Annotated in this window: 23 protein-coding genes and 2 pseudogenes; 11 read left to right on the top strand and 14 right to left on the bottom strand. The window is 56.9% G+C overall.

What is annotated here, in order from left to right; translation table 11 throughout:
* Nucleotides 1-192: 192 nt before the first annotated feature.
* A pseudogene (locus WFN75_RS13635) lies at nucleotides 193-396 on the bottom strand (hypothetical protein); the annotation flags it as partial.
* Nucleotides 397-946: 550 nt separating this feature from the next.
* Here WFN75_RS13635 and WFN75_RS13640 point away from each other — a divergent pair.
* Nucleotides 947-1492: a YfaZ family outer membrane protein gene (locus WFN75_RS13640; RefSeq protein ID WP_233801866.1), complete on the top strand. Its 546-nt coding sequence runs from the start codon at nucleotides 947-949 to the stop codon at nucleotides 1490-1492.
* Nucleotides 1493-1548: 56 nt separating this feature from the next.
* Here WFN75_RS13640 and WFN75_RS13645 read toward each other — a convergent pair whose 3' ends face one another.
* Together WFN75_RS13645 and WFN75_RS13650 are read right to left on the bottom strand one after the other, a co-directional pair.
* Complete coding sequence (locus tag WFN75_RS13645) at nucleotides 1549-2919, bottom strand: NAD-dependent succinate-semialdehyde dehydrogenase (protein ID WP_040077323.1); 1371 nt, start codon at nucleotides 2917-2919, stop codon at nucleotides 1549-1551.
* Nucleotides 2920-3003: 84 nt separating this feature from the next.
* Nucleotides 3004-3156: pseudogene (locus WFN75_RS13650) on the bottom strand (BrnA antitoxin family protein); the annotation flags it as partial.
* A 117-nt stretch (nucleotides 3157-3273) separates the two neighbouring features.
* On the opposite strand from WFN75_RS13650, the gene WFN75_RS13655 reads away from it, so the two are divergent.
* Genes WFN75_RS13655 through WFN75_RS13665 form a run of 3 tightly spaced genes read left to right on the top strand, consistent with a single transcriptional unit; the run spans nucleotide 3274 to nucleotide 6001 of the window.
* Nucleotides 3274-4017, top strand: a complete 744-nt coding sequence (locus WFN75_RS13655; protein ID WP_336996328.1) for a helix-turn-helix transcriptional regulator — start codon at nucleotides 3274-3276, stop codon at nucleotides 4015-4017.
* A 45-nt stretch (nucleotides 4018-4062) separates the two neighbouring features.
* On the top strand, nucleotides 4063-4728 hold the full coding sequence (locus WFN75_RS13660) for a LysE family translocator (RefSeq protein WP_286934204.1): 666 nt from the start codon (nucleotides 4063-4065) through the stop codon (nucleotides 4726-4728).
* Nucleotides 4729-4732: 4 nt separating this feature from the next.
* Nucleotides 4733-6001 (top strand): DUF445 domain-containing protein, encoded by a 1269-nt coding sequence (locus WFN75_RS13665; RefSeq protein ID WP_040077327.1) that lies wholly within the window; start codon nucleotides 4733-4735, stop codon nucleotides 5999-6001.
* On the opposite strand, the gene WFN75_RS13670 is transcribed toward WFN75_RS13665, so the two are convergent.
* Nucleotides 5991-6854 carry a LysR substrate-binding domain-containing protein gene (locus WFN75_RS13670; RefSeq protein ID WP_336996329.1) on the bottom strand — a complete coding sequence of 288 codons (864 nt, stop codon included), beginning with the start codon at nucleotides 6852-6854 and terminating at the stop codon, nucleotides 5991-5993. The two genes, WFN75_RS13665 and WFN75_RS13670, sit on opposite strands and share 11 nt — an antisense overlap.
* Nucleotides 6855-6949: 95 nt before the next feature.
* Here WFN75_RS13670 and WFN75_RS13675 point away from each other — a divergent pair, with 95 nt between their 5' ends.
* Complete coding sequence (locus WFN75_RS13675) at nucleotides 6950-7258, top strand: carboxymuconolactone decarboxylase family protein (RefSeq protein WP_286783776.1); 309 nt, start codon at nucleotides 6950-6952, stop codon at nucleotides 7256-7258.
* Nucleotides 7258-7638, top strand: a complete 381-nt coding sequence (locus tag WFN75_RS13680; RefSeq protein WP_336996330.1) for a tautomerase family protein — start codon at nucleotides 7258-7260, stop codon at nucleotides 7636-7638. The genes WFN75_RS13675 and WFN75_RS13680 overlap by 1 nt, the downstream gene beginning before the upstream one ends.
* Here the strand turns inward: WFN75_RS13680 and WFN75_RS13685 are convergent.
* From WFN75_RS13685 to WFN75_RS13705, 5 genes are all read right to left on the bottom strand, one after another.
* Nucleotides 7629-8693 (bottom strand): DUF2955 domain-containing protein, encoded by a 1065-nt coding sequence (locus WFN75_RS13685; protein ID WP_040077328.1) that lies wholly within the window; start codon nucleotides 8691-8693, stop codon nucleotides 7629-7631. The two genes, WFN75_RS13680 and WFN75_RS13685, sit on opposite strands and share 10 nt — an antisense overlap.
* Nucleotides 8683-9750 carry an HlyD family secretion protein gene (locus tag WFN75_RS13690; RefSeq protein ID WP_233802039.1) on the bottom strand — a complete coding sequence of 356 codons (1068 nt, stop codon included), beginning with the start codon at nucleotides 9748-9750 and terminating at the stop codon, nucleotides 8683-8685. The genes WFN75_RS13685 and WFN75_RS13690 overlap by 11 nt, the downstream gene beginning before the upstream one ends.
* Nucleotides 9747-10217, bottom strand: a complete 471-nt coding sequence (locus tag WFN75_RS13695; protein WP_336996331.1) for a MarR family winged helix-turn-helix transcriptional regulator — start codon at nucleotides 10215-10217, stop codon at nucleotides 9747-9749. The genes WFN75_RS13690 and WFN75_RS13695 overlap by 4 nt, the downstream gene beginning before the upstream one ends.
* 110 nt (nucleotides 10218-10327) lie before the next feature.
* A complete protein-coding gene (locus WFN75_RS13700) occupies nucleotides 10328-10930 on the bottom strand; it encodes a YcxB family protein (protein WP_325946885.1) in 603 nt (200 codons plus the stop codon).
* Nucleotides 10931-11064: 134 nt separating this feature from the next.
* Nucleotides 11065-12474, bottom strand: coding sequence for an aldehyde dehydrogenase family protein (locus tag WFN75_RS13705; protein WP_336996332.1), 1410 nt, complete (start codon nucleotides 12472-12474; stop codon nucleotides 11065-11067).
* A gap of 100 nt (nucleotides 12475-12574) precedes the next feature.
* On the opposite strand from WFN75_RS13705, the gene WFN75_RS13710 reads away from it, so the two are divergent.
* Nucleotides 12575-13474 carry a LysR family transcriptional regulator gene (locus tag WFN75_RS13710; protein ID WP_336996333.1) on the top strand — a complete coding sequence of 300 codons (900 nt, stop codon included), beginning with the start codon at nucleotides 12575-12577 and terminating at the stop codon, nucleotides 13472-13474.
* On the opposite strand, the gene WFN75_RS13715 is transcribed toward WFN75_RS13710, so the two are convergent.
* Nucleotides 13464-13940 carry a carboxymuconolactone decarboxylase family protein gene (locus WFN75_RS13715; RefSeq protein WP_040077335.1) on the bottom strand — a complete coding sequence of 159 codons (477 nt, stop codon included), beginning with the start codon at nucleotides 13938-13940 and terminating at the stop codon, nucleotides 13464-13466. The two genes, WFN75_RS13710 and WFN75_RS13715, sit on opposite strands and share 11 nt — an antisense overlap.
* Nucleotides 13941-14042: 102 nt before the next feature.
* On the opposite strand from WFN75_RS13715, the gene pdxR reads away from it, so the two are divergent.
* Together pdxR and WFN75_RS13725 are read left to right on the top strand one after the other, a co-directional pair.
* Nucleotides 14043-15434 (top strand): MocR-like pyridoxine biosynthesis transcription factor PdxR, encoded by a 1392-nt coding sequence (pdxR, locus tag WFN75_RS13720; protein ID WP_336996334.1) that lies wholly within the window; start codon nucleotides 14043-14045, stop codon nucleotides 15432-15434.
* A 103-nt stretch (nucleotides 15435-15537) separates the two neighbouring features.
* A complete protein-coding gene (locus WFN75_RS13725; protein ID WP_040078604.1) occupies nucleotides 15538-15792 on the top strand; it encodes a DUF4282 domain-containing protein in 255 nt (84 codons plus the stop codon).
* A 24-nt stretch (nucleotides 15793-15816) separates the two neighbouring features.
* Here WFN75_RS13725 and WFN75_RS13730 read toward each other — a convergent pair whose 3' ends face one another.
* Nucleotides 15817-16008, bottom strand: a complete 192-nt coding sequence (locus tag WFN75_RS13730; RefSeq protein ID WP_040077337.1) for a DUF1127 domain-containing protein — start codon at nucleotides 16006-16008, stop codon at nucleotides 15817-15819.
* A 177-nt stretch (nucleotides 16009-16185) separates the two neighbouring features.
* Between WFN75_RS13730 and WFN75_RS13735 the strand changes: the two genes are divergently transcribed.
* Nucleotides 16186-17601, top strand: a complete 1416-nt coding sequence (locus WFN75_RS13735; protein WP_288820969.1) for an aminotransferase-like domain-containing protein — start codon at nucleotides 16186-16188, stop codon at nucleotides 17599-17601.
* A gap of 37 nt (nucleotides 17602-17638) precedes the next feature.
* On the opposite strand, the gene foxA is transcribed toward WFN75_RS13735, so the two are convergent.
* The 3 genes from foxA to WFN75_RS13750 form a co-directional block, all read right to left on the bottom strand.
* A complete protein-coding gene (gene foxA / locus WFN75_RS13740; RefSeq protein ID WP_154298916.1) occupies nucleotides 17639-19747 on the bottom strand; it encodes a ferrioxamine B receptor FoxA in 2109 nt (702 codons plus the stop codon).
* 121 nt (nucleotides 19748-19868) lie between these two features.
* A complete protein-coding gene (locus WFN75_RS13745) occupies nucleotides 19869-20849 on the bottom strand; it encodes an AraC family transcriptional regulator (protein ID WP_336996335.1) in 981 nt (326 codons plus the stop codon).
* A gap of 148 nt (nucleotides 20850-20997) precedes the next feature.
* Nucleotides 20998-21231, bottom strand: coding sequence for a DUF2171 domain-containing protein (locus tag WFN75_RS13750; RefSeq protein ID WP_040077340.1), 234 nt, complete (start codon nucleotides 21229-21231; stop codon nucleotides 20998-21000).
* A gap of 193 nt (nucleotides 21232-21424) precedes the next feature.
* Between WFN75_RS13750 and WFN75_RS13755 the strand changes: the two genes are divergently transcribed.
* The gene (locus WFN75_RS13755; protein ID WP_040077342.1) at nucleotides 21425-21610 is read left to right on the top strand and encodes a 6,7-dimethyl-8-ribityllumazine synthase subunit; all 186 of its coding nucleotides are present in this window, start codon (nucleotides 21425-21427) and stop codon (nucleotides 21608-21610) included.
* The last annotated feature ends 38 nt before the right edge of the window (nucleotides 21611-21648 follow it).

Genomic DNA, 21648 nt, shown 5'->3' on the forward strand with positions numbered 1-21648 from the left:
CTTTACCACTTTACATAACGTGCAAATATATAAATTATTAAAATCGCAAAGAGACCAATAGGCCAGAGTGGGCCCTCGCGAAAAAAATGTATATATGACAATGCAAACACGATCACACATAATTGTGGCGCATATAATGCAAACAGTTGTCGACCTAACCAAAGGAGCATTCTTTTAATGTATATCATTGTCCTACCGAATCATCCTTACAATGATATCTGCAACTTCCTCGTCTGAAGCCCAATGTGCTTTTAATGCACCCGCACGCTGAAATAGAGGTTCAATCAAGAAATACATCATTTCTAATTCTTGCATATATATTACAGCGTAATAAGAGGGATAAGAGAATTCGAGTCTACGAGCGCTATCGGCGGCTTTTTGAACAATGCCATATAGAATGGACGCTCCTTGCCAATAATGACATCCTGCAAAAAGTGTATGTACTGCCTGTTTTCGAGTAAATGGATAAGGAGAGTTTCATTTGCGATCGCGATCAGAATTTAAAAAGACAATAAACCGGCTTATACAACCTAAGACTCACAAACGTTTTACACGCAAATTTTGGCCGAATGAAATCTGCGTCCAATATTCGCACTATCTATACGTAGAGGTGACAAAATAGTGAGTTGATTTTAACCAAAGAAATGTAAACTTACGTTGTTATATATGACAAATGAAACACTTTAGTGAAATTATTAGCGGCTTCATTAATGCGTCCCGAATGACTATTCCTTCCCTGTTCAGGGTCCGTTTAGAAAAAAAATTAAACCTGGACTAAACGCCGAAAGATTAACCATTGACGCCAGAACAAACCAACCTTTTACAAACATGAAAAGGTAAATCCATTAACAAAACCAGCATAAAACCTCGATCCCCATCACATTTGCAGTCATAAACATCGCTTGCTAAGGTGCCCTCAGATTAATTTGATGATGAGGAAAACCACATGAAAAAACTGAATATCTTTATTCTTGCCGCGATGACTGCGGTATCGGGTTCCGCACTGGCGATGGGCGGCAGCATTGAGCAGGGTAAAAACTACACCAACCTCAATCTGGAAATGGGTAAATCCTCGTCCGGCCTCTATGCCGAAAGCAACTGGCTGAAAAACACTGACGACGGCACCCAGACCGGCGGCGTAGGTGCAGGTTATAACCTGGAACTGGGTCCGGTCATGCTGAACGCAGGCGCAAAAGCGATCTACATCGGCCCGAAAAAAGGCGATAACGGCGTTGCGTTCCCGATTGGCGGTGGCGTAAACGTGGCGCTGACTGACAGCATCCACGTTTTCGGTGAAGGGTATGCCGCACCGGAAGGGCTGAACAACAGCGTGAAGAACTACGTTGAAGCCAACGGTGGCGTAAGCTGGACGCCAATCAAACCCGTCACGCTGAAAGTAGGCTATCGCCACGTGAGCGTTGACGGCAAAGATGGCCGCCCTGGCCACACCCTGATCGACGGCGCTTATGTCGGCGGCGGCGTGAGCTTCTAAAGCGCCCTAAAAACAAAAAAAACCTGCCGGATGGCAGGTTTTTTTTGGCTGATGCCTTACCGGCGAATGACCACCAGCTTCTGGTTCACAAACTCTTTGATCCCCAGGTCCGACAGCTCGCGCCCGTAACCGGAACGCTTCACGCCACCAAACGGCAGCTCGGCCGCAGTATCGGTGAGCCAGTTGATCCACACCATCCCGGTTTCGATACGCGAAGCCATCTTTTTAGCGCGCTCGGTGTCTTTGCTAAACACCGCTCCGCCCAGGCCGTAGTGGGAATCGTTGGCGAGGGCAACCGCCTCGTCGTCGTTTTTCACCACGTAAATCTGCGCCACCGGGCCGAAGAACTCTTCGAAGTACGCCGGGTTATCGCGGGTAATATTGGTCAGGATCGTCGGCTCGAAGAAACAGCCCTCGCGCGATACGGGCTTACCGCCCAGATGCAGCGTCGCGCCATTTTTCACCGCCTCGTCCACCTGTTTGGTCAGGGTTTCCAGCGCGTCTTTGGACGACAGCGGCCCCAGAGTGGTGCTCTCGTCAAGCGGGTCGCCAACCTTCAGCTGTTTGAAAGCCTCGGTATATTTTTGCAGGAACTGCTCAGCGATGCCTTCGTGCAGGATAAAGCGTTTAGCAGCGGTACAGACCTGCCCGGCGTTAGCGATACGGGCGTTAACCCCGATTTTCACCGCCTTCTCCACATCCGCATCGTCCAGTACCACGAACACGTCATTACCGCCCAGTTCGAGGGTCGATTTTTTGATGTGCTTCGCCGCCTGAGCGGCCACCACGCTACCGGCCTTTTCCGAGCCCGTCAGCGCTGCGCCCTGCACACGATCGTCGGCGATGATGTTCGCCACCTGATCTGAAGAGATAAAGAGGTTAGTCCATGCCCCTTCCGGCGCACCGGCTTCGCGCACCAGGTGGGCAAAGGCTTCGGCACAGTGCGGCACGATGCTGGCATGCTTGGCAAGCACCGGGTTACCGGCCGCCAGGTTCGGCGCCAGCACGCGCATCAGCTGGTAGAACGGGAAATTCCACGGCTCCACGGCCATCACCACGCCAATCGGGTGATGCTCAACCCAGGCTTCGCCCATCTCGGAAGGGTATTTCACCGGTGCAAGAAATTGCTTCGCGTTATCAGCGTAGTAGCGGGCAATTTGCGCACAGAGCTTCACCTCGCCGCGACTCTGCTCAATGAGTTTACCCATCTCCGTACTGGCAATCTTCGCCAGCTCTTCGGTTCGCGCATCGATCAGATCCGCCAGTTTATGCAGCACCGGCAGGCGTTTATCGATACTGCCTTTCGCCCACTCGGAGTGATAAAGCGCGTCCGCCGTCTTTAGCGCCGCTTCGATATCGGCATCGGTATGGGAGGGGTATTCCTTGATGAGCTTGTTGGTAGCAGGATTCACTGTTTGATAAGCCATTATTGCCTCCTTTTTTAACGCATAGGCTTATAAGGGTAGTCAAAATGGCTGGAGTTGAAGGTAAAGTTCGGTATATTCGCAGCGCTACATCGAGGTGGCGTGGGTTATTTTGGCCAGCATCGTGTCGCGTAAAACCGCGTTAAGCCGGGTGTGGTACCCTTTTCCGGGACGTTTTAACCACGCTCTGATCTGCGCATCGATACGCACCGAGGCCTGCGTTTTTAACGACCTCGCAAATCCCAAAGCGTGCTCGCAAAAATATCCGGCTGGCAACGCCAAAGAACAAGGGACAGCAGGACACCTCCCCCCTCCCATGCTATAACACCCCTCTACGCCCCCGCACAGGCACCCTTTATGACTCAGACTCGCCACGTCAATCAGACCTTCCTCCGCCGGCCCGGCGTTGAGCTGCGCAGCACCTGGCAGAGCACCCAGGCCTATAAAAGTCACAGCCATGCGCAACTCTCCATTGGCGCCATCCTTGAAGGGCAGACCTGCTGCACGTGCGAGGGTGAAGCGTTAATCCTGCAGCCTGGCGATTTGATTGTCATCCCCGCCCATATGCCGCACAGTTGCAATCCGCTGGCGGGACAGCCTCGCAGCTACCACATGCTCTATCTTGATACCGACATCCAGCCGCGGCAGCAGGTGATCCGCAGCGACGCGCTGTTCAGCCTCTATCTCGAGATCGTCAATACGCTATCGCCCACGGCCATTACGCGCCTGCTAACAACCCTTGCCACACAGCCCACCGCCTGCGGATCCCTGCGCCCTACCAGCCTTGCGTTGCAAGACGCATTGCGCCACAGCCTGCACGCCCCGTCCTCGCTGGACGCCTTCGCCCGGCGCTTTTCGCTACGCAAAGAGACTTTAATCAGAACCTTTAAGCAGGATACCGGCCTGACGCCCGGCGCCTTTCTGAACGTTTCACGTATTGAGTTCGCCAAAGCGCGGCTACGTGCCGGAGATGACATTGCCGACGTCAGCTACCAGAGCGGTTTTGCCGATCAGAGTCATTTCCATAAAACTTTTGTCCGCTATACCGCCGCCACGCCGCGCCAGTACGCGACGGGTCGATCAATATCCGACAATAATTAACTCGCGCCTCACTCCAGGATGACCTTAGTTTTTATTGATGAGGTCATGATGGAACTGCTTAGCACACTTTTTCCCTCCGCTTTTCTCGCCCTGGCGCTGGCCCATTTCGTAGCGCTGTTAAGCCCGGGTCCTGATTTCTTTTTACTGATAGGGTTTGCCGCCCGCCACCGCCTGCGCGGTAGCGCCGGGTTATGTGTAGGCATCGCCGCAGGCAATGGGCTGTACATACTGCTGGTGATTTTGGGATCCCACGCGCTGCGTCAGTTCACGCTGCTCTTTACGCTGATTGAGCTACTGGGCGCGCTTTATCTGCTGTGGCTCGGCTGGCTGCTGGTGCGTAGCCCGGCGAGGCCACTCAGGTTATCCAGCACAGCGCAACGCTACCCCTCCTGGCGCAGGCAGCTCCTGCTGGGGCTGGGGTCGGCGTTGTTAAACCCGAAAAATGCCCTTTTCTATCTGGCACTCATGACCGCCCTGCTGGGGCCAGATGTCACCCTGGTGCAGCAGTCGGTGAGCGGTATCTGGATGGTCATGGTGGTGCTGACGTGGGATCTGACCCTGGTCTCCTGTCTCGCCCTGCCTGCGGTACAAGCGCGTCTGTGCAACAACGTATGGAAAATCGAGCGTACGGCGGGCGCGATACTGCTGCTCTTCGGCGCCGGGATTATCGTCCGATTTTTGCATCTTCTTCCCGCTTCACTCTATCCTTAACCCTATGGAAAAATTAGCTGAACTCAAACGCGCCAAGCTGCTGGCGCTGTCGCTGCTGCTGATCGCCGCCGCGACCTTTATCGCCACCCTCTTTTTGCCGCAAACTTTCTGGGTGCGCGGCGTCAAAGCCATTGCTGAAGCGGCGATGGTGGGGGCGCTGGCAGACTGGTTTGCGGTCGTCGCCCTGTTTCGCCGGGTGCCCATTCCGTTTATTGCCCGCCATACGGCCATTATTCCGCGCAATAAGGACCGGATCGGCGACAATCTCGGGCAGTTCGTGCAGGAGAAGTTTCTCGATACCCAGTCGCTCATCACCCTCATTCGCCGTCACGAACCGGCCCTGTTGATTGGTAACTGGTTCAGCCAGCCGGATAACGCGCAGCGCGTGGGGCTGCATATCATGCAGGTGATGAGCGGTTTCCTGGAACTGACCGATGATGGGCGCATTCAGCGGATGCTCAAACGCGCCGTCCATAAGGCGCTCGATAAGGTCGATTTCAGCGAAACCAGCGCCGCCATGCTGGAGAGCATGACGAAGAATGGCCGCCACCAGGTGCTGCTGGATGCGGTGATTAATCGCCTGATCACCCTGTTACAGCGCGACAGCACCCGAGATTTTATCGCCGCGCAAATTGTCCACTGGCTGAAGACCGAACATCCGCGCAAAGCGATGGTTCTCCCTACCGAGTGGCTGGGAGATCAGAGCGCCGAAGTGGTATCGAACGCGGTCAATGCCATTCTGGATGACGTGAGCCACGACCGCACCCACCAGATCCGCCAGGCCTTTGACCGGGCGGTGCTGAAGCTGGTTGAAAACCTGAAAAACGACCCGGAAACCGCCGCCAAAGCCGAGAACATCAAAACCTATCTCAAGAACGACGAGGCCTTTAACCGCTACCTGGGTGAGATGTGGGGCGACCTGCGTCAGTGGCTGAAGAGCGACATGCAGAGCGAGGACTCCCGGGTTAAACAGCGCATCGCCAACGCCGGACTGTGGTTTGGTGAGACCCTGGTTGCCGATAGCAACCTGCGCAACTCGCTCAATGAGCATCTGGAACAGGCCGCGCACCGCGTGGCGCCAGAGTTCGCCACCTTCCTTACCCGCCATATCAGCGACACGGTAAAAGGCTGGGATGCCAAAGACATGTCGCACCAGATTGAGTTAAACATCGGCAAAGATCTGCAGTTTATCCGCGTCAACGGCACCCTGGTGGGCGGGACCATTGGTCTTATCCTGTTCCTTCTCTCGCAAATACCGACGTTTATCCATTAAGCGCCCTGAGGATCAGCGCGCGCATACTGCTCACCGCGGCATTGGCGGATCGGTCGCACGTATGCAGCGCCATTCCCAGCTCTCCGGCGTCGGGCAGCAGGCCGCGGTCGGTCTGTAGCGCGTCAGGCAGGCCAATACCTGTGCGAAGCGTCACGCCAAGCCCGGCGCTAACGCCCGCCCACAGCCCGCTCAGGCTGTGGCTGGTAAAGGCGATGCGCCAGGGGATCCCCGCGGCGTCGAGGGCAGCAATTGCCCTGCTGCGCAACAGGCACGGCGCGTCAAACACCACCAGCGGTAGCGGCTCGCCCCTGAGCAGAAACGCCTCCAGCTCTTCTCTGGTGCGGCACACCCACCTCAGCGGTTCACTGCGCACCACCTCGCCGCCTCGCTCCTCTTGCCAGACCAGCGCGAGATCAAGCTCGCCCAGGGCGACGCCCCGCAGCAGCGCCTGATTACGGTCTACGCGCGCGGTGATACGCAGGCCCGGGTGCTGCTGGCTGAAGCGGCCCAGCACGCCCGGCATCAGCGACTCCCCGAAATCCTCCTGCATGCCCAGCCGCACCTCTCCCTGCAGCAGCTCCCCCTTAATAGCACGCAGCGCCTCATCGTTCAGCGCCAGCATCCGGCGGGCATAGCTCAGCAAGATCTCTCCGGCCGGGGTCAACGCCAGCGTACGGCCCTGCCGCACGGTTAGCGGGCTGCCGCACTGCTGCTCCAGCTTTTTTAACTGCGCGCTGATGGCCGAGGTAGAGCGGCACAGCTTCCCTGCCGCCTCGGCGAAGCTGGTCGAGTCGGTACCTTCAACAAAACTGCGCAGCGCATCCAGATCGAGGGCTAACAGACGCTTATCCATACCATCCTCATTTTCAGGACGTTTCATCCCAAAGGTTGTGATTTTCTTTATGGTGACAGCCTGAGAAAGTGAAATCCAGACAAACGGAGGACACCATGACCCAATCCCTGAACCGCGACACCCTTGCTCAGATTGCCCCCAGGCTGGCGGAGCTTAGCCAGCAGGTACTTTTTGATGACATCTGGCAACGCCCCCAGCTTCCCACGCGCGAGCGCAGCCTGATTACCCTCGCGGCACTGGCTGCACTTGGACGAACGGCACAGCTTCCGTGGCATATCGCCTTTGCCCAACAAAATGGCGTGACGAGGGACGAAATAGCCGAAGCCTTTACCCATCTGGCCTTTTACGCCGGCTGGCCGGCCGCGGTCAGCGCGCTAAGCTGCCTGGCAGAGGAGAACACCTAATGCCATTTGTGCGCATCATGACGGGTACGAGCTACAACGAAATGCAAAAGCGGGACATCTCCGCTCTGTTGCAGCGGGCATTAAACGAGACCTTCGCCGTGCCCGCGCAGGATCGCTTCCATTTTTTTGAAAGCTTTGCGCCAGGGGATCGCTACATCGACCCTGACTATCTCAGCGCAGGGCGAACGGAGAAGGCGCTATTGTTTAATATCGTGGCGGGAAAACCGCGAAGTGAGACGCAAAAAGCCGCCTTTTATCGCCAGCTGGCCTCGGAGCTGAGCCAGCAGATGGGCATTGCAGAAGCCGACGTGATGGTCGTGATACAGTTTACGGCCGCTGAAGACTGGAGCTTCAGCGGCGGCGTACTGTATCAACCCTGAATCACGTAGCGGGTGGGGGCGAAACAGTTCAGAACCCGGTGCACCAGAAAGACCAGCGTCAGGGTCACCACCAGCGCCACGGTCACCGAGACGATGCGGTAGAGGTCGCTGAAGACCAGATCGCTATCCGGGTGCATGTTCTGACCAAACATAATGCCGATGGTGGTGGTAATGGAGAAACCGACCCCCGCCCCCACCTTCTCCATCACGTGCAGCCGGGCGCCAAACGCCAGCCCGAGGGCAATCAGCGGCATCATCAACAGCATATGGCTGCTGTGATCGTACAGCACCAGCTGCACCACCAGAATGTACAGACACCCCATTACAACGCCCACCACGCGCCAGATGGAGCTCATCACCGCGCCGCGATAGTTCATCGGAAAGAGGATCAAGATACCCGCCATCAGCGCGGAGAGAGAGTCGCTAAGGTCACTGATCTGAAACACCACAAAAATGAGGGTCGCCACGGTGCCGGAAAGCAAGGACTCATGGCGCACGCGAGCGTCGTCTTTCTCGATCAACGGTGGCGGCTTGCGTGGCTCAACGTCCGGCAGCAGGTAGTTCATCAGCGCGCTCAGGCACACCGCCATCACGCTGGCCTCGATGTTGGAAAAGAGCAGCGTATGCCAGTCCGTGGTGGGATAGCTCATAAAGTTGAGCATCACGCTCTGGCACACCACGCCCATTGAGCCAAACAGGAACAGCGGCCCCTTACTCATAAAGCGAAATCGCATCACATACAGCGCAAAGACGACCGCGGTCATGATCAGCGGCCATTGTGATAGATAGCCGATAATCAGTACCATTTCGACGCAGTTTAGCGAGGCGCTGAAGATAAATTGTTTCGCAACGTGGCGATTAAAGACCGGCACCAGCGACAGCAACATGATCGGGTAGACCACAAAAAAGACGCCATAGCTGGTGTTGTAAAAGCTCGACACGCTAAGGGCAATCACCCCCGCCAGCACGACGCGTAGCGTCTGACGAAAATCATTGGCAGTGTAAACGATGTTGCCGTGCGGGGTGAAAACCCGCGCGAGGGTATTAATAGACATAGTGCAGCAAGCTTACCAGGTGAATCTGCACGCCAGAGAAGAAGCGCGCAAACGGCCCTTCGCTGTTATAAAGCTGCACGGTAGCACGCGCGCCGGTGGGCAGATGCTTTGGCAAGGCCTCGTCCAGCGCCACGTGAATACGCATACGTTGCGCGTCGCGTACCCAGCGGTTAGAGGTCTCCGGCGCGGAAAGCTCACCGTTAACTGCCTCCTGCCCCGCCAGAATACCGGCATCGCTGCTGGTTACGTGGGCGCGGAACACCTGCCCCGGAAAGGCATCGAACACCACTGCGGCATCGGTCCCCTGGTGGGTATGACGCAGGCTTTTCTCGCGAAAATCGGCCACGATATCGGTCTGGTTGTTGACCAGCGCCAGCGCCGCCGAGCCGGACGAGGCGTAATACCCCGGACTTAGCTGCAGGTTGCTGACGGTCCCGTCGTTTTCCGCGTAGACCTTCGTCCAGCCAAGGTTAAGCTCGGCCTCTTCCAGTGCGTTACGGTACTTTTGCAGCGTCACGTTGCGGGCCTCATCGCGTTCGCCGCGCTCAATGCGCAGCTGATGGAGGGTGGCTTCAAGATTGGCAACCGACTGCTCGCTGCTCTGCCAGGTGGTGCGCACTTTATCGAGATCCGACTGCGACACATTCTGCATGCTACTCAGCCGCTGATAACGATCGAAGGTCACCTTGTCGTTACGCGCAGTGAGCTGCGCCGTTTTCAGGCTGGCCTGGGCGGCGACAATTTGTGCATCCAGCTGCTGATTAGCAAGGCGGGCCTGCTCCAGCGCAATCTGCGCCGCTTCCACTTTATTGCGGAACGGCGTTGGGTCGAGTTCAAACAGCAGATCGCCTCTCTTCACCTGACTGTTGTTGTGGACATGCACCGCCGCCACGTAGCCCGGGACGCGGGCAGAGACCGGCGTCACCACGCGCATCACGGTGGAGTCTGGCGTCAGCGGGATCCAGATATCCGCCACGATGAAATAGACAAACATCAGCAGGAAAGAGGCAATACTCACCCTTACCCAGCGGGCAAACTTTTGTTCAGGAGTCATTATTTTTCAGTCTTGTTCTCTTCTTCGCGGATTGTCCGCAAATTGCAGGCGATTTGGTTCAGTGTGGCGCTGAAAATGTCGAGATTTTCTGGCGCAATGTTCTGTGACACGCGCGCCTGAAAGGTTTCGATCACCTGGCTGAGCGTGACCAGAACCGCTTTCCCCTCGGGTGTCAGCGTCAGTAGCCGGATGCGCTTGTCATAAGGCGATGTGACGCGCAGCAGATAACCCTGCTTCTCCAGCTGTGTGAGGGTGCGCATGAGCGGCGGCAGTTCAATGCCCTGTACCTCCGCCAGTTCGCTTACCGAGACGTTATCCCCCAGCTCTTTTAGCTGCATCATTACCGTCCAGCTTGACTGGGTTAACCCGGTCTCGAGAATGGCATCGTCAATCACTGCGCGCCATTGACGCACAATCATGGCCATGCGCATGCCCATAGGCCGACGGCAGAACAGATCTTCTTCACTCATGGGGGGAACCTCGCTTCACACCGCGCCACGATAATGGTTATCAGGGTAAGTATCAAGAAACGAGGTTGATAAGCGCAGGAATTGCGAACCAGTGATAGCGATTCAGGGAGTTACGGCGTCATAAGCCGTTGCCGGTGGCGTGCAATCTGTGCCGCAATAAAGTCGTAGGTTTGTGCGGCCTCATCGGGGGAGGCAAAAATGCGCTCAGGTATCACTACGCATTGATTACTTCTCAAATGGATGAAAATAAAGCCCCCTTTTCTATAGCTCTCCTTGATATTTTCCCAGTAGGTTTTGCCGCTCGCCACCCGGGTAATGTGTTCGATGAAATAGCGGTTTAGCTTAACCTTATGCTGGGTTTCGTCATCTTCCTGCTCCTGCGGCTCACGGCTGGCCATGATTTTATTAATGAGCAGTTCATAAATTTTCAGTAACAGGCCCCCGGTGCAGAAAAGGCCGAGAAGCACCATGCTGCTGTGTCTCATCCTTTCCATAAATGCTGTGTCTGGTGAGCGAGTTATACTGAGCGTGATAAGCAGAAGAAGCGTCAATAGCGCGGCGGCAGCCAGCAGCAGTATGGCCGCCCGCTTAATAAGAAAAACGCGGTCATAGGGCAAAATCAGTTCGTCTTTATGCGCGTTAATGAGCTGACTGGCGCGGGTCCGTTCTAAAACGGACAGCGAAAAAGAAAATGCCATTCTGCTTTTAATCATCTCTCCCCCTCTGCGTAATAACGATTTCCTACTGGCCTTAACTGCGCAAAGCCGGGGAGGATGATAGCACGCTGAAATGCAGGGGCGCGGGATAAACAGACGGGCATCTATCCTGCCCCTGGCGGGGGAAGCCCTTATCCCAAAATTGATTTCGGCTCCATATAGGCGCGTATTCCCCAGGTTCCCATCTCACGCCCTACGCCGGAGTGTTTAAACCCGCCGAAGGGGGCTTTGGGTTCATGGGTAAGGGTATTGACCAGCACCCGCCCCGCCTCTATTTGCTGCGCCACCGACCCGGCGCGCGCGCCGCCCAGCACCATCGCACTCAGGCCATAGTGCGTATCGTTGGCTATGGCGATCGCTTCAGCCTCATCGCGATAAGGAATAATGCAGAGCACCGGCCCGAAGATCTCCTCCTGGGCAATCGTCATCTGGTTATGAACGTCGCTAAACAGCGTCGGACGCACAAACCAGCCCTCTTCTGTTCCTTCCGGGCGTCCTTCACCGCCCACCAGCACCCTTGCCCCCTCGTCAATGCCCTTGCGGATATACCCCTGCACCCGCAGCCACTGCTTTTCGCTCACCATCGGGCCGATTTCGGTATCGGGATGGCGCGGATCGCCAGATTTTACCGCTGCGACCGCCTGCGCCAGCGCGCTTTCGATCTCCGCTTTACGCGACGCGGGCACCAGGATACGCGTACCCGCCACGCAGGCCTGCCCGCTGTTCATAAACCCGGCCTGCACCGCCAGGGGGATCGCCTGCGCCAGATCCGCATCCTCCAGAATCAACGTTGGCGATTTGCCTCCCAGCTCCAGCGTCACCCGTTTAAAGCTGTCGGCCGCATTACGCAGGATCGCTTTGCCGGTCTGCGTCGATCCGGTAAAGGAGATTTTTGCCACGTCCGGGTGGCGGCTTATCGTGTCACCTACCGTGTCGCCGCGTCCGGTGACGATATTAAATACCCCCGGCGGCAGGCCGGCCTCGTGCAGGGCTTCGGTGACAATCTGCGTTTGCCAGGCGCTCATCTCGCTCGGCTTGATCACCGCCGTACAGCCGGCGGCCAGCGCCGCCGCCAGCTTGCCGCAGATAAATCCGGCGTCGCTGTTCCAGGGGGTGATCAGTCCTGCCACGCCAAGCGGCATCAGCTGTACGGTGGCCGCCCCGGCGCGGGTGGTAAAATCAATCGCCTCCAGCGCCTCGATGGCCTGGGCGATGACCTCCGCCGGGTAGCGCGCCATCCAGGCCGAGCGGGCGGCAGGGGCACCATACTCCTCGATCACCGCCTCCAGCAGCGCGTCATGTCGGGCCGTCACGGCGGCGTACATCCGCTGCAGAGCCGCAATCCGCGTCGCTTTAGGGGTGTTTGCCCACGCCGGAAACGCCGCTTTTGCCGCCGCAATGGCGCGTTCGGCATCCTGACTGTCCGCAAGCCGTACCTGCCCGAACACCCGGGCGGTGGCCGGGTTCCAGAGATCAAACCGTTCGCTGCCGTGCGGGGTCACAAACTCGCCGTTAATGTAGATCTGTTCGATGTTGCGCATAAAAACCTCCTCAGACGGTGTAAAGCCAGTCTGGCACGACTACGTCGTTTCGATAATCCACGCTATGCTGCAAAGGTTATTTCGATTTTCAGGATAATGTATGCATCGTTCAGGACTGACAGAGCTGGAAGTGGTGATGGCGGTTGTCCGTCGCGGCAGTTTTCGCGCGGCGGCACAGGAGCTGGGGATGTCCGCCACGGCGGTAAGCAATGCAGTGGCCGGGCTGGAGAGCCGCCTGCAGACCCGCCTCTTCAACCGCACGACCCGCAGCGTGGCGCTTACCGACGCCGGGCAGCGCTATGTGGCGCGCATTGGCCCGGCGTTACAGGAAATTCGCCAGGCCAGCGAGGAGATCCATAGCGATACCGGTGAACCCGCCGGTACGTTGCGCCTGAACGTGCCGAACAACGTGGGCGCGTTGTTTCTTGATGCCCTGCTGATTGACTATATGCAACGCTACCCGAAAATGCGGGTCGAAACGGTAAGTGAAGCGCGAATGATCGACATCGTGGCCGAGGGTTACGATGCCGGCATCCGCCTGGCGGAGTCGGTTCCCCAGGACATGATCGCTATCCCCCTTACCGCCGATATTCGCCAGGTAGTGACCGCCACGCCGGACTATTTCGCCCGCCACGGTACCCCAACGGTGCCGGACGATCTGTTGCGGCATCAGGGGATTGGTATGCGCATGGCCCACGGCGGGATCTATCGCTGGGAGTTGGCGCGACGCGGAGAACAGCTCGCCCTCGCAGTGCCGGCACGCTTCGCCACCTCGGATCTGTTTGCCTCGATCCGGGCGGTAAAAGCAGGGCTGGGGGTGGGATTTTTACCGGAACTCTATATTCAGCAAGAGCTGAACCGCCGTGAGCTGATCACCGCGCTAAACGACTGGACGCAGCCTTTCGCCGGGCTGCGTCTCTACTATCCCGGTCATCGCCATATCCCGCCGGGATTGCGGGCGCTGGTGGCGATGATCCGCGAATGCGGGGTTACAGGTTAGCCTTTTTCAGACCATAGGCCTCATCCAGCGCGCCGGGCACCATGCGGGAGGTGATGCCTAAGCGGTTCCAGGCATTGATGGCCACGATGGCGAAATTCAGTTCGGAAATCTCCACGTCTGAGAAGTGCTCCGCCACGCTGCGGTACAGCGCGTCGCTCACCCCGTGGGCGCTGATTTGGGTCAGCGCTTCGGTAAAGGCCAGCGCCGCTTTTTCGCGGGCGTTGAACAGCGGAGACTCACGCCAGGCGGCAAGGTGATAAAGGCGCAGCTCGCGCTCACCGGCGATTTTCGCCTCCTTCGAGTGCATATCCAGACAGAACGTACAGCCGTTCAGCTGTGAAACACGAATATCAATCAGATGCTTCAGGGCCGGGTCGAGCGAGGTTTTGGCCACCGCCATGCTCAGATCGGACAGGGCTTTACTGAGGGCAGGTGTGGCTGTGTGATGATTAACGCGAGTGCTCATTTTCTTTCCTCTTTTTGGGGCGGCATAGTCATTGCGATGAGGCAAATGTACGCCGTTTATGACATAGTCAAAAGATACAAAAACCGTTAAAAGAGGTAGGACATGAAGCCGGGATATCAGCAGATTTATACCCGCTACCGGGACAATATTACGCGCGGTATCCTGAAACCTGGCGATAAAGTTCCGGCTATCCGCGTACTGGCGGCAGAGCTGAAGGTGGCGCGTAAAACCGTTGAAACCGCCTACGCCATTTTAAGCGGCGAAGGGTATCTGGTGAGCCAGGGGGCACGCGGTACGCGGGTGAATCCGGATCTGATCCTGCCCGCCAGCCCGTCCCCGTCGTCAGAGGCCGTAACCGGCACGCTGCCCGCCTCGCTTATTGCCCAGCGCGAACGGGCCGGTTTTTTACGCCCCGGCATCCCGTCGCTGGACAGTTTTCCCTATAAAAAGTGGTTGCTGCTGGCAGGACAAGCGACCCGCGCCATGCGCCAGGAAGAGATGCTGAATCCGCCGGTGATGGGCTGGTATCCACTGCGCCAGGCGATTGCCAGCTATCTGAATATCTCCCGGGGACTCTCCTGCAGTGCCGAACAGGTGCTGATCACCAGCGGCTACAGCGGCAGCCTGCGTCTGATCCTCGACACGCTTGCCAGCCGTAGCGATAAGGTGCTGTTTGAGGATCCGGGCTATTTTATGGGCCAACAACTGCTAAAGCGTATTGTGCCAAACCTGCATACCGTGCCGGTGGATCGCGCGGGTATAGATACCGATTATCTGCTGCGCCATCATGCGGATGCCCGCTTTGCTATCGTCACCCCCTCGCATCAGAGCCCGCTGGCGGTCACGCTGTCGCTGCCGCGCAAGCAGCAGTTACTCGACTGGGCGACCCGAAACGATGCCTGGATCATCGAAGATGACTACGACGGCGAGTTTCACTATACCCGCAAGGTGCTGCCCTCACTGAAGAGCCTTGATCGACACGATCGGGTGATCTTTATGGGCACGTTCAGCAAAACGGTGATGCCTTCGCTGCGTCTCGGTTACGTGGTGATGCCCACCAGTACGGTACCCGCCTTTACCGACTGCGCGGATATTGTCGCCAGCGGTCAGCCGGTGCTGACGCAGAAGATCCTCACCGCGTTTATTAGTGATGGCCATTTCTTTCGCCATCTGAAAAAGATGCGCGCCCTGTATCAACAGCGGCGCGACTGGATGATCGCAGCGTTGCAGGAGGTGTATGGCGATCGCTTTTTCACCGAGCAAAATGACGGCGGGATGCACATCGTGGCGTTCCTCACCGCAGGCAATAACGACCGCGAGATCGCCCGCTGCTGGCAAGAGCAGCAGCTGCAGGTGAATGCGTTGTCGGAGTGGTATCGCGGCTCGGGCAAGCGCTACGGACTGGTTATGGGCTATAACAACGTGCGCTCCTGGGACGAGGCGGTGGCGTTAATTTCGCGGCCCAGGGCGCAAACACTCGAACTTTTAAAATAGCAACCCCCTGATTTCGCACTATTTTAAGGGGATATCAGGCCTGTACATCACGGCGAAGGACTTTATAATCAGCGCGCAAAATAAACATTATCAAGGATTAAAAATGAAACAACTTCTGGGATTTGACTACCTGCTCACACCGCGCGTACTGGTCTTCTTCTACTGGATCGTCATGCTGTTCATCCTGATCGGCGGGCTCTACTCCATGTTCACCGGCAGCCTGATTGCCGGCTTTTTCGGCATGCTGTTTAGCCTGATCGGCTGCCGCGTCACGTTTGAACTGATTATGGTCGCGTTCAAAAATAACGAATACCTGCGCCGCATTGCTGAAAATACCGGTAAACCTACCGCCGAGTAATGCTGTGACCTGCCGGATGAGATGTCACTTCATCCGGCCATCCTGCCCATAACGTCCCAAATCCGCCCGCGACAGACCAATATCCCGCAGATGTTCATCACTCAGCCGGTTCAGAATGCGCCGCGTCTGGTTAATGCGATACCAGCGGACGAGCAACTTTCCCATCCAGATGAACAGGTAGAACGGTCTTTTTGCCCGGTTTTCATAGAATTCCATATTGCGCTCCTCAGGTTGTCAGAGCCGTTATCATCACGGATTTCACACCCGGCAATACAGATTCAAAAATAACTTTTGTTTAACATACAGATCCGTTAAAACAGGATCTGAATGGCAATTTTTGCCCCGATCTGTACTGCTATTGAATTCTGTATGGTGATAACAAAGGATACAGCTATGACGCGCTATCAACACCTGGCCAACCTGCTGGCAGAACGCATTGAACAAGGGCTGTATCGCAGCGGCGAGCGCCTGCCCTCGGTGCGTGCCCTGAGCCAGGAGCATGGCGTCAGTATTAGCACCGTGCAGCAGGCCTACCAGATCCTCGAAAATCTGCAGTTGATTACCCCCCAGCCGCGCTCAGGCTATTTTGTTGCCCACCGTAAAGCGCAGCCCCCGGTTCCGGCCATGTCTCGTCCGGTGCAGCGCCCGGTAGAGGTGACCCACTGGGATGAGATACTGACCCTGATGGAGGGGCGCACCAAAACAGGTATCACGGCGTTTGGCGGCGGGCAGCCGGATCTGAGCCAGCCAACCCTCAAACCTCTGTGGAAAGAGCTCAGCCGGGTCGTTCAGCACAACGTCAACGAGATCCTCAGTTACGACGAGCTACCGGGGCGTCGGGAACTGCGCGAGCAGATCGCACGGCTCATGCTGGATGCCGGATCGGTCGTGACCGCCGACGATCTGATCATCACCAGCGGATGCCATAGCGCGCTCTCCCTGGCGCTGCTGACGATCTGCAAGCCTGGCGATATCGTGGCCCTTGAATCTCCCTCGTTCTACGGCACGATGCAGATGCTGCGGGGACTCGGTATCAAAGCCATCGAGATCCCCACCGATCCCGAGACCGGGATCAGCGTTGAAGCGCTGGAGCTGGCCCTGGAACAGTGGCCGATCAAAGGGGTGATTGTGGTGCCCAACTGCAACAATCCGCTCGGTTTTATCATGCCGGAGGCCCGTAAACGCCAGCTGCTGGCGCTGGCCCAGCGCCACGATATTGTTATTTTTGAAGATGATATCTACGGCGAGCTGGCATACGAGTACCCGCGCCCCAGCTCGATTCACTCTCTTGACATTGATGGCCGGGTGCTGCTGTGCAACTCCTTTACCAAAACCGTGGCGCCTGGCTTGCGCGTGGGCTGGATTGCCCCCGGTCGCTATTACGATCGGGTGATGCACATGAAATATGCCGCGAGCGGCACCAATGTCCCCTCAAGCCAGCTGGCGCTGGCCGCCTTTATCCGCGAGGGGTACTACCATCGCCACGTGCGCCGGATGCGCCAGATTTATCAACAAAACATCGAGACCTACACCTGCTGGGTGCGGCAATTTTTCCCGTGCGGGATCTGCGTCACCCGGCCAAAGGGGAGCTATATGCTGTGGGTAGAGCTGCCAGAACACGTGGATATGGTCTGCGTCGCCCGCGAGCTTAGCCGGTTTAATATTCAGATTGCGGCAGGGTCCCTCTTTTCGGCGTCGGGTAAGTACCGTAACTGCCTGCGCATCAATTGCGCCCTGCCGCCGAACGAGAAGCATCGCATGGCGGTCGAGCAGATGGGTGAGGCGGTGAATATGGCGATGGAGGAGTAAGCCCCATCCCTGGGGCTCAGATCGGTGCGTCAGGCGGTTAAAACTTCCAGGAGACGCTACCCACAATGCTTCGCTCGGCGCCAAAGTAGCAATAAGAGAGCGAGTTACAGGCCGCCACGTAGTCTTCATCCGTCAGGTTATTGACGTTTAGCTGCGCGCTAAAGCCTTTTAACCCCAGCTTCGAGAAGTCGTAACCCACCGCCATATCCACCAGCGTATACGAGGGTAAGGTATGGGTGTTCAGACGGTCGCTGGTGACGCCATTCACATAACGCACGCCAGAGCCGAGGGTCAGGCCATCCAGCGGGCCGCTTTTCACGTCATAGCTCAGCCAGGTGCTGGCCATATTGCGTGGAGCGTAGACCGCGCGTTTGCCCTCCTCTTCCGGGCTGCTCTTCTTGTAGCGAATATCGGTGTAGGTATAAGCCGCCTGCAGGCGCAGGTTGTCGGTGATCTGCCCTACCGCTTCCAGTTCCACCCCTTCAGATTCGATCTCGCCGATGGAGCGGTACGGATCGGTTGGCTCCTCTTTGGTGGCGATATTTTTCTGATTGATGCGGAATACCGAGGCGCTGAACTGGCTGTTCATCCCCTCCGGCTCCACCTTCACACCCGCTTCCCACTGCTTGCCCTTCATCGGATCCAGCACGTTGCCGTTCTCGTCGGCAAAGCTGGTCGGGGTGAAGGCGGTGGAATAGCTAATGTACGGCGCAACACCGTTATCAAACAGGTACAGCAACGCCGCGCGGCTGCTGAAGTTGTTCTTATCCAGGTTGCTGCGGGTGTTGTTCAGCTTATCGATATTCGACACGCTCACCTGGTCGTAACGGCCCCCCAGTGTCAGGCGCCAGCGATCGAGGGCAATCTGATCCTGCAGGTAGTAGCCAGTCTGACGCAGCTTATGCTTCTCCTGGCTATACATGGAGATGTCAATCGGGCCCGCGCCATACACCGGATTAAAGGCGTCGATCGGCGGGAAGCTGCCATAGTAGCCGGTGGTATTGTTGCTGCGATCCTGATAGTCGAGACCAATCAATACGCGGTGGTTCAGCGCCCAGGTATCGAAGCTGCCGTCAACCTGGTTATCCAGGGTGATGGCGTTCATCTTCTCGTCGGAGCCGGAGTAGCCGCGGTTCAGCTCGGTATCGTTCAGCCAGCCTGAGGCATAGACCTGATTCAGCTTCACTTTGGTGTGCAGATAACGCAGCTTCTGGCGCACTGTCCAGCCGTTATCAAACAGATGCTCAACGTTGTAGCCCACCATGTTCTCGCGGCGGTCGTACTTGTCGTAGTCGTCTTCACCCTCGAAGAAGGTGTTTGAGATGCGCTGGCCGGCGTGCGGCACCACGGTTCCGTCATAAGGCAGGCCGGAGTGGCTGCCCCCTTCCGGGTCGCGGTGGAGATAGGCCATCAGATCCAGACGGGTGTTATCGGTGATCCGCCAGGTCACGGACGGCATCAGCGCGTAACGCTCCTCTTTCAGCGGATCGAACTGGGAGTCGGCGTAGCGGGTCATACCGCTCAGGCGCGCCGCCACGCGGTCGTTGTCGTCCAGGGGACCGGTGACGTCGAACATCGCCCCACGCTGGTTATTGTTCCCGGCGAAGAGTTTCACCTCCCCACCCGTATCGAAGGAGGGTTTGCGTGAAGTGAGGGCGACAATCCCGCCCGGCGATGAACGACCATACAGCACCGATGCCGGGCCGCGCACCACTTCGATATTTTCAAGGAACCAGGGGTCGACCACCAGCGAGCTGTGGGAGTTGGTATCGCCCATCATCTTCAGCCCGTCGAGATAGACGTTATCCAGACTGCCGTCGGAGAAACCACGCAGCACGATGTAGTCGAAGCGGTTAGAGGCGCCAATCTGGTTGCTGTACACCCCCGGCGTATAGCTCACCGCCTGACGGACGCTGGTGGCTCCCTGCTCTTCAAACTGTTCGCGGGTGACAATGGATACCGCCTGCGGGGTTTCGATATCCGGGGTCTCCAGTTTGGTAGCGCCGCTCTGCATTTGCGAGGTGACCACCACGGTATCGTTTTTCGGCGTCTCCTGAGCAAGTAAAGGGAAAGCAACGCTGCCGGTAACGCATCCCACCAGCAGGGCTAAGCGCGATTTAGCGAACATGAAAATCTCCAAAGGCATTTCTAATTGTTAATAAGAATTATTACCTTTTTCATCTCGCAAACAGCTATGCGCGCTGCCAGGTTATGTATGCGCAATGACAAAACGCACCTAAAGCGTTTGCGATTGGGAGAAAAGCGGATTAACAGCCGCTGCGCACACTGCCGGGGCAGATGCCGTAACGACGGCGGAAAGCGGTGGCGAAATTGGTGGCGTGCTGATAGCCGGACATCCACGCCGCCTGCTGCACGCTATGCCCTTCCAGCAGATAGCGACGCGCCAGCGCCAGGCGGCAGTCGCGCAGGTAGTCGAACACCGTGCAGCCATAGGTCTGGCGGAATTTGCTACGCAGGCTGCTGGGGCTCATTGCCGCCTGGTTAGCCAGGGCTGCGAGGGTATATTCCTGTTCGGGCGCCTGTTCAATGCGTCGGCGGACTTGCTCCAGTCGGGCCTGCTCCCCGTGCGTTGGGGCCTGGCCCACCCTTCCCTGCTGTTCCCGCAGGTGCAGGCCATGGCCCAGCAGTTGATACATCACCCCCTCCAGCAGCAGATGACGAGACAGGGAACTGCGTTCACGCTGCTGAGCATGCTGGATACCGGTCAGGACGAACTCGGGCACCTGCCAGACGAAGGCCGGTACGCTCAGGCGCGCCCACTGTTCCAGCAGCGAAGCCAGCAGGCTTTCGCGCAGGGCTTCATGGGGATAGACACCAAAAGAGAGCGTTTTGAGCGTAATATCAGCGTCGTGGCGGGCCGTCATCACCTGCTGTTCACTGAGCGTGGCGCTAAAGGCCATGCCGGGGCTCAGGCTAAAAATCTCATCGTTGAGACGCAGGGTCACGCACCCTTCCAGCACCACCAGGACATACAGCGGGCTGCTGTGGCGGGAGGTGGTTTCATAAGGTTGCAGTACGCGCACATCAGAGTGGGTAAGAGAGATACCGGACGGCAAGACCATCTCTTCCACGTTTCCATGCAGGACAGGGCTGGCGCTGGCGCTGACGTCGGTCAGAAGGGGGAAGTGGTAGTCAATGCCATAGCGCTCGCCAAAGACGTTAAAGTCGGCAACGGAAAATGTTTTTCCCCCTATCGGGCCTGGGCTCTTGAGCGTTGTTTTCGACATACCTGCGCCTGAAGGAAGATAATAAAGTAAAACAGTATCACTCCTTCAACGTAACGGCAATGCAGGCCGTTTTTAACAGCTTATAAAATATATTAAGCCCCGGGATTAAACCGGGGCTAAAATATCACACTGGCGTGCGAGGTATTAATTAAGCTTCTTGCCAGCCGGCAAAGACCGCTTTATGATCCTGGGTCAGGACGACTTTATTATCATCCACTTTTGCTACCCACTCCAGCGGAATGTAATGGTGTTTGCCACCGGATTCCGGGTCACTTTTTGCCAGTTTAATACGCTCGCCGTCGAGATGGTCCACTACGCCTACGTGGGTACCACAGCTGGCGACAACCTGTGCATGATCCTTGATTTCGCTCTTATTTACCATTCTGAATTCTCCTCATCATGTTTATGCGGGTTGTGTCACGCTAATAACTGTAGACCATAAAAACGGTATTAACAGCGCCATTAGCATCTCGAAACAATATTCCGCCTCAGCAAGATAAGAATTCCCTGATAAATATTTTAGGCAGGTGATTATGTCGCATAATTAATTACTCGCACACGACATGGAGACATATATGGTAATTGAGCAAAATCGTACCGAAATATCCCTGGCGCTTGGCGAAGCGGTAATCGATGTCGTACAAAAAAACCAGGAGATCTCCCGGGCTAACCTGGCGCGAGCCATGCGGAGAAAAGCGGAGCAGGAGAACGATGACGATCGTCTCCTGAGTTACTGGAAGGCGTGTCATATCCTTGTGTAACCTGAGCGGCGGCGCAGCCTGCGCCGCCGGTGTCAAAC

The organism is Leclercia sp. UBA7405, assembly GCF_037152215.1.
GTDB classification, from domain to species: domain Bacteria; phylum Pseudomonadota; class Gammaproteobacteria; order Enterobacterales; family Enterobacteriaceae; genus Enterobacter; species Enterobacter pneumoniae.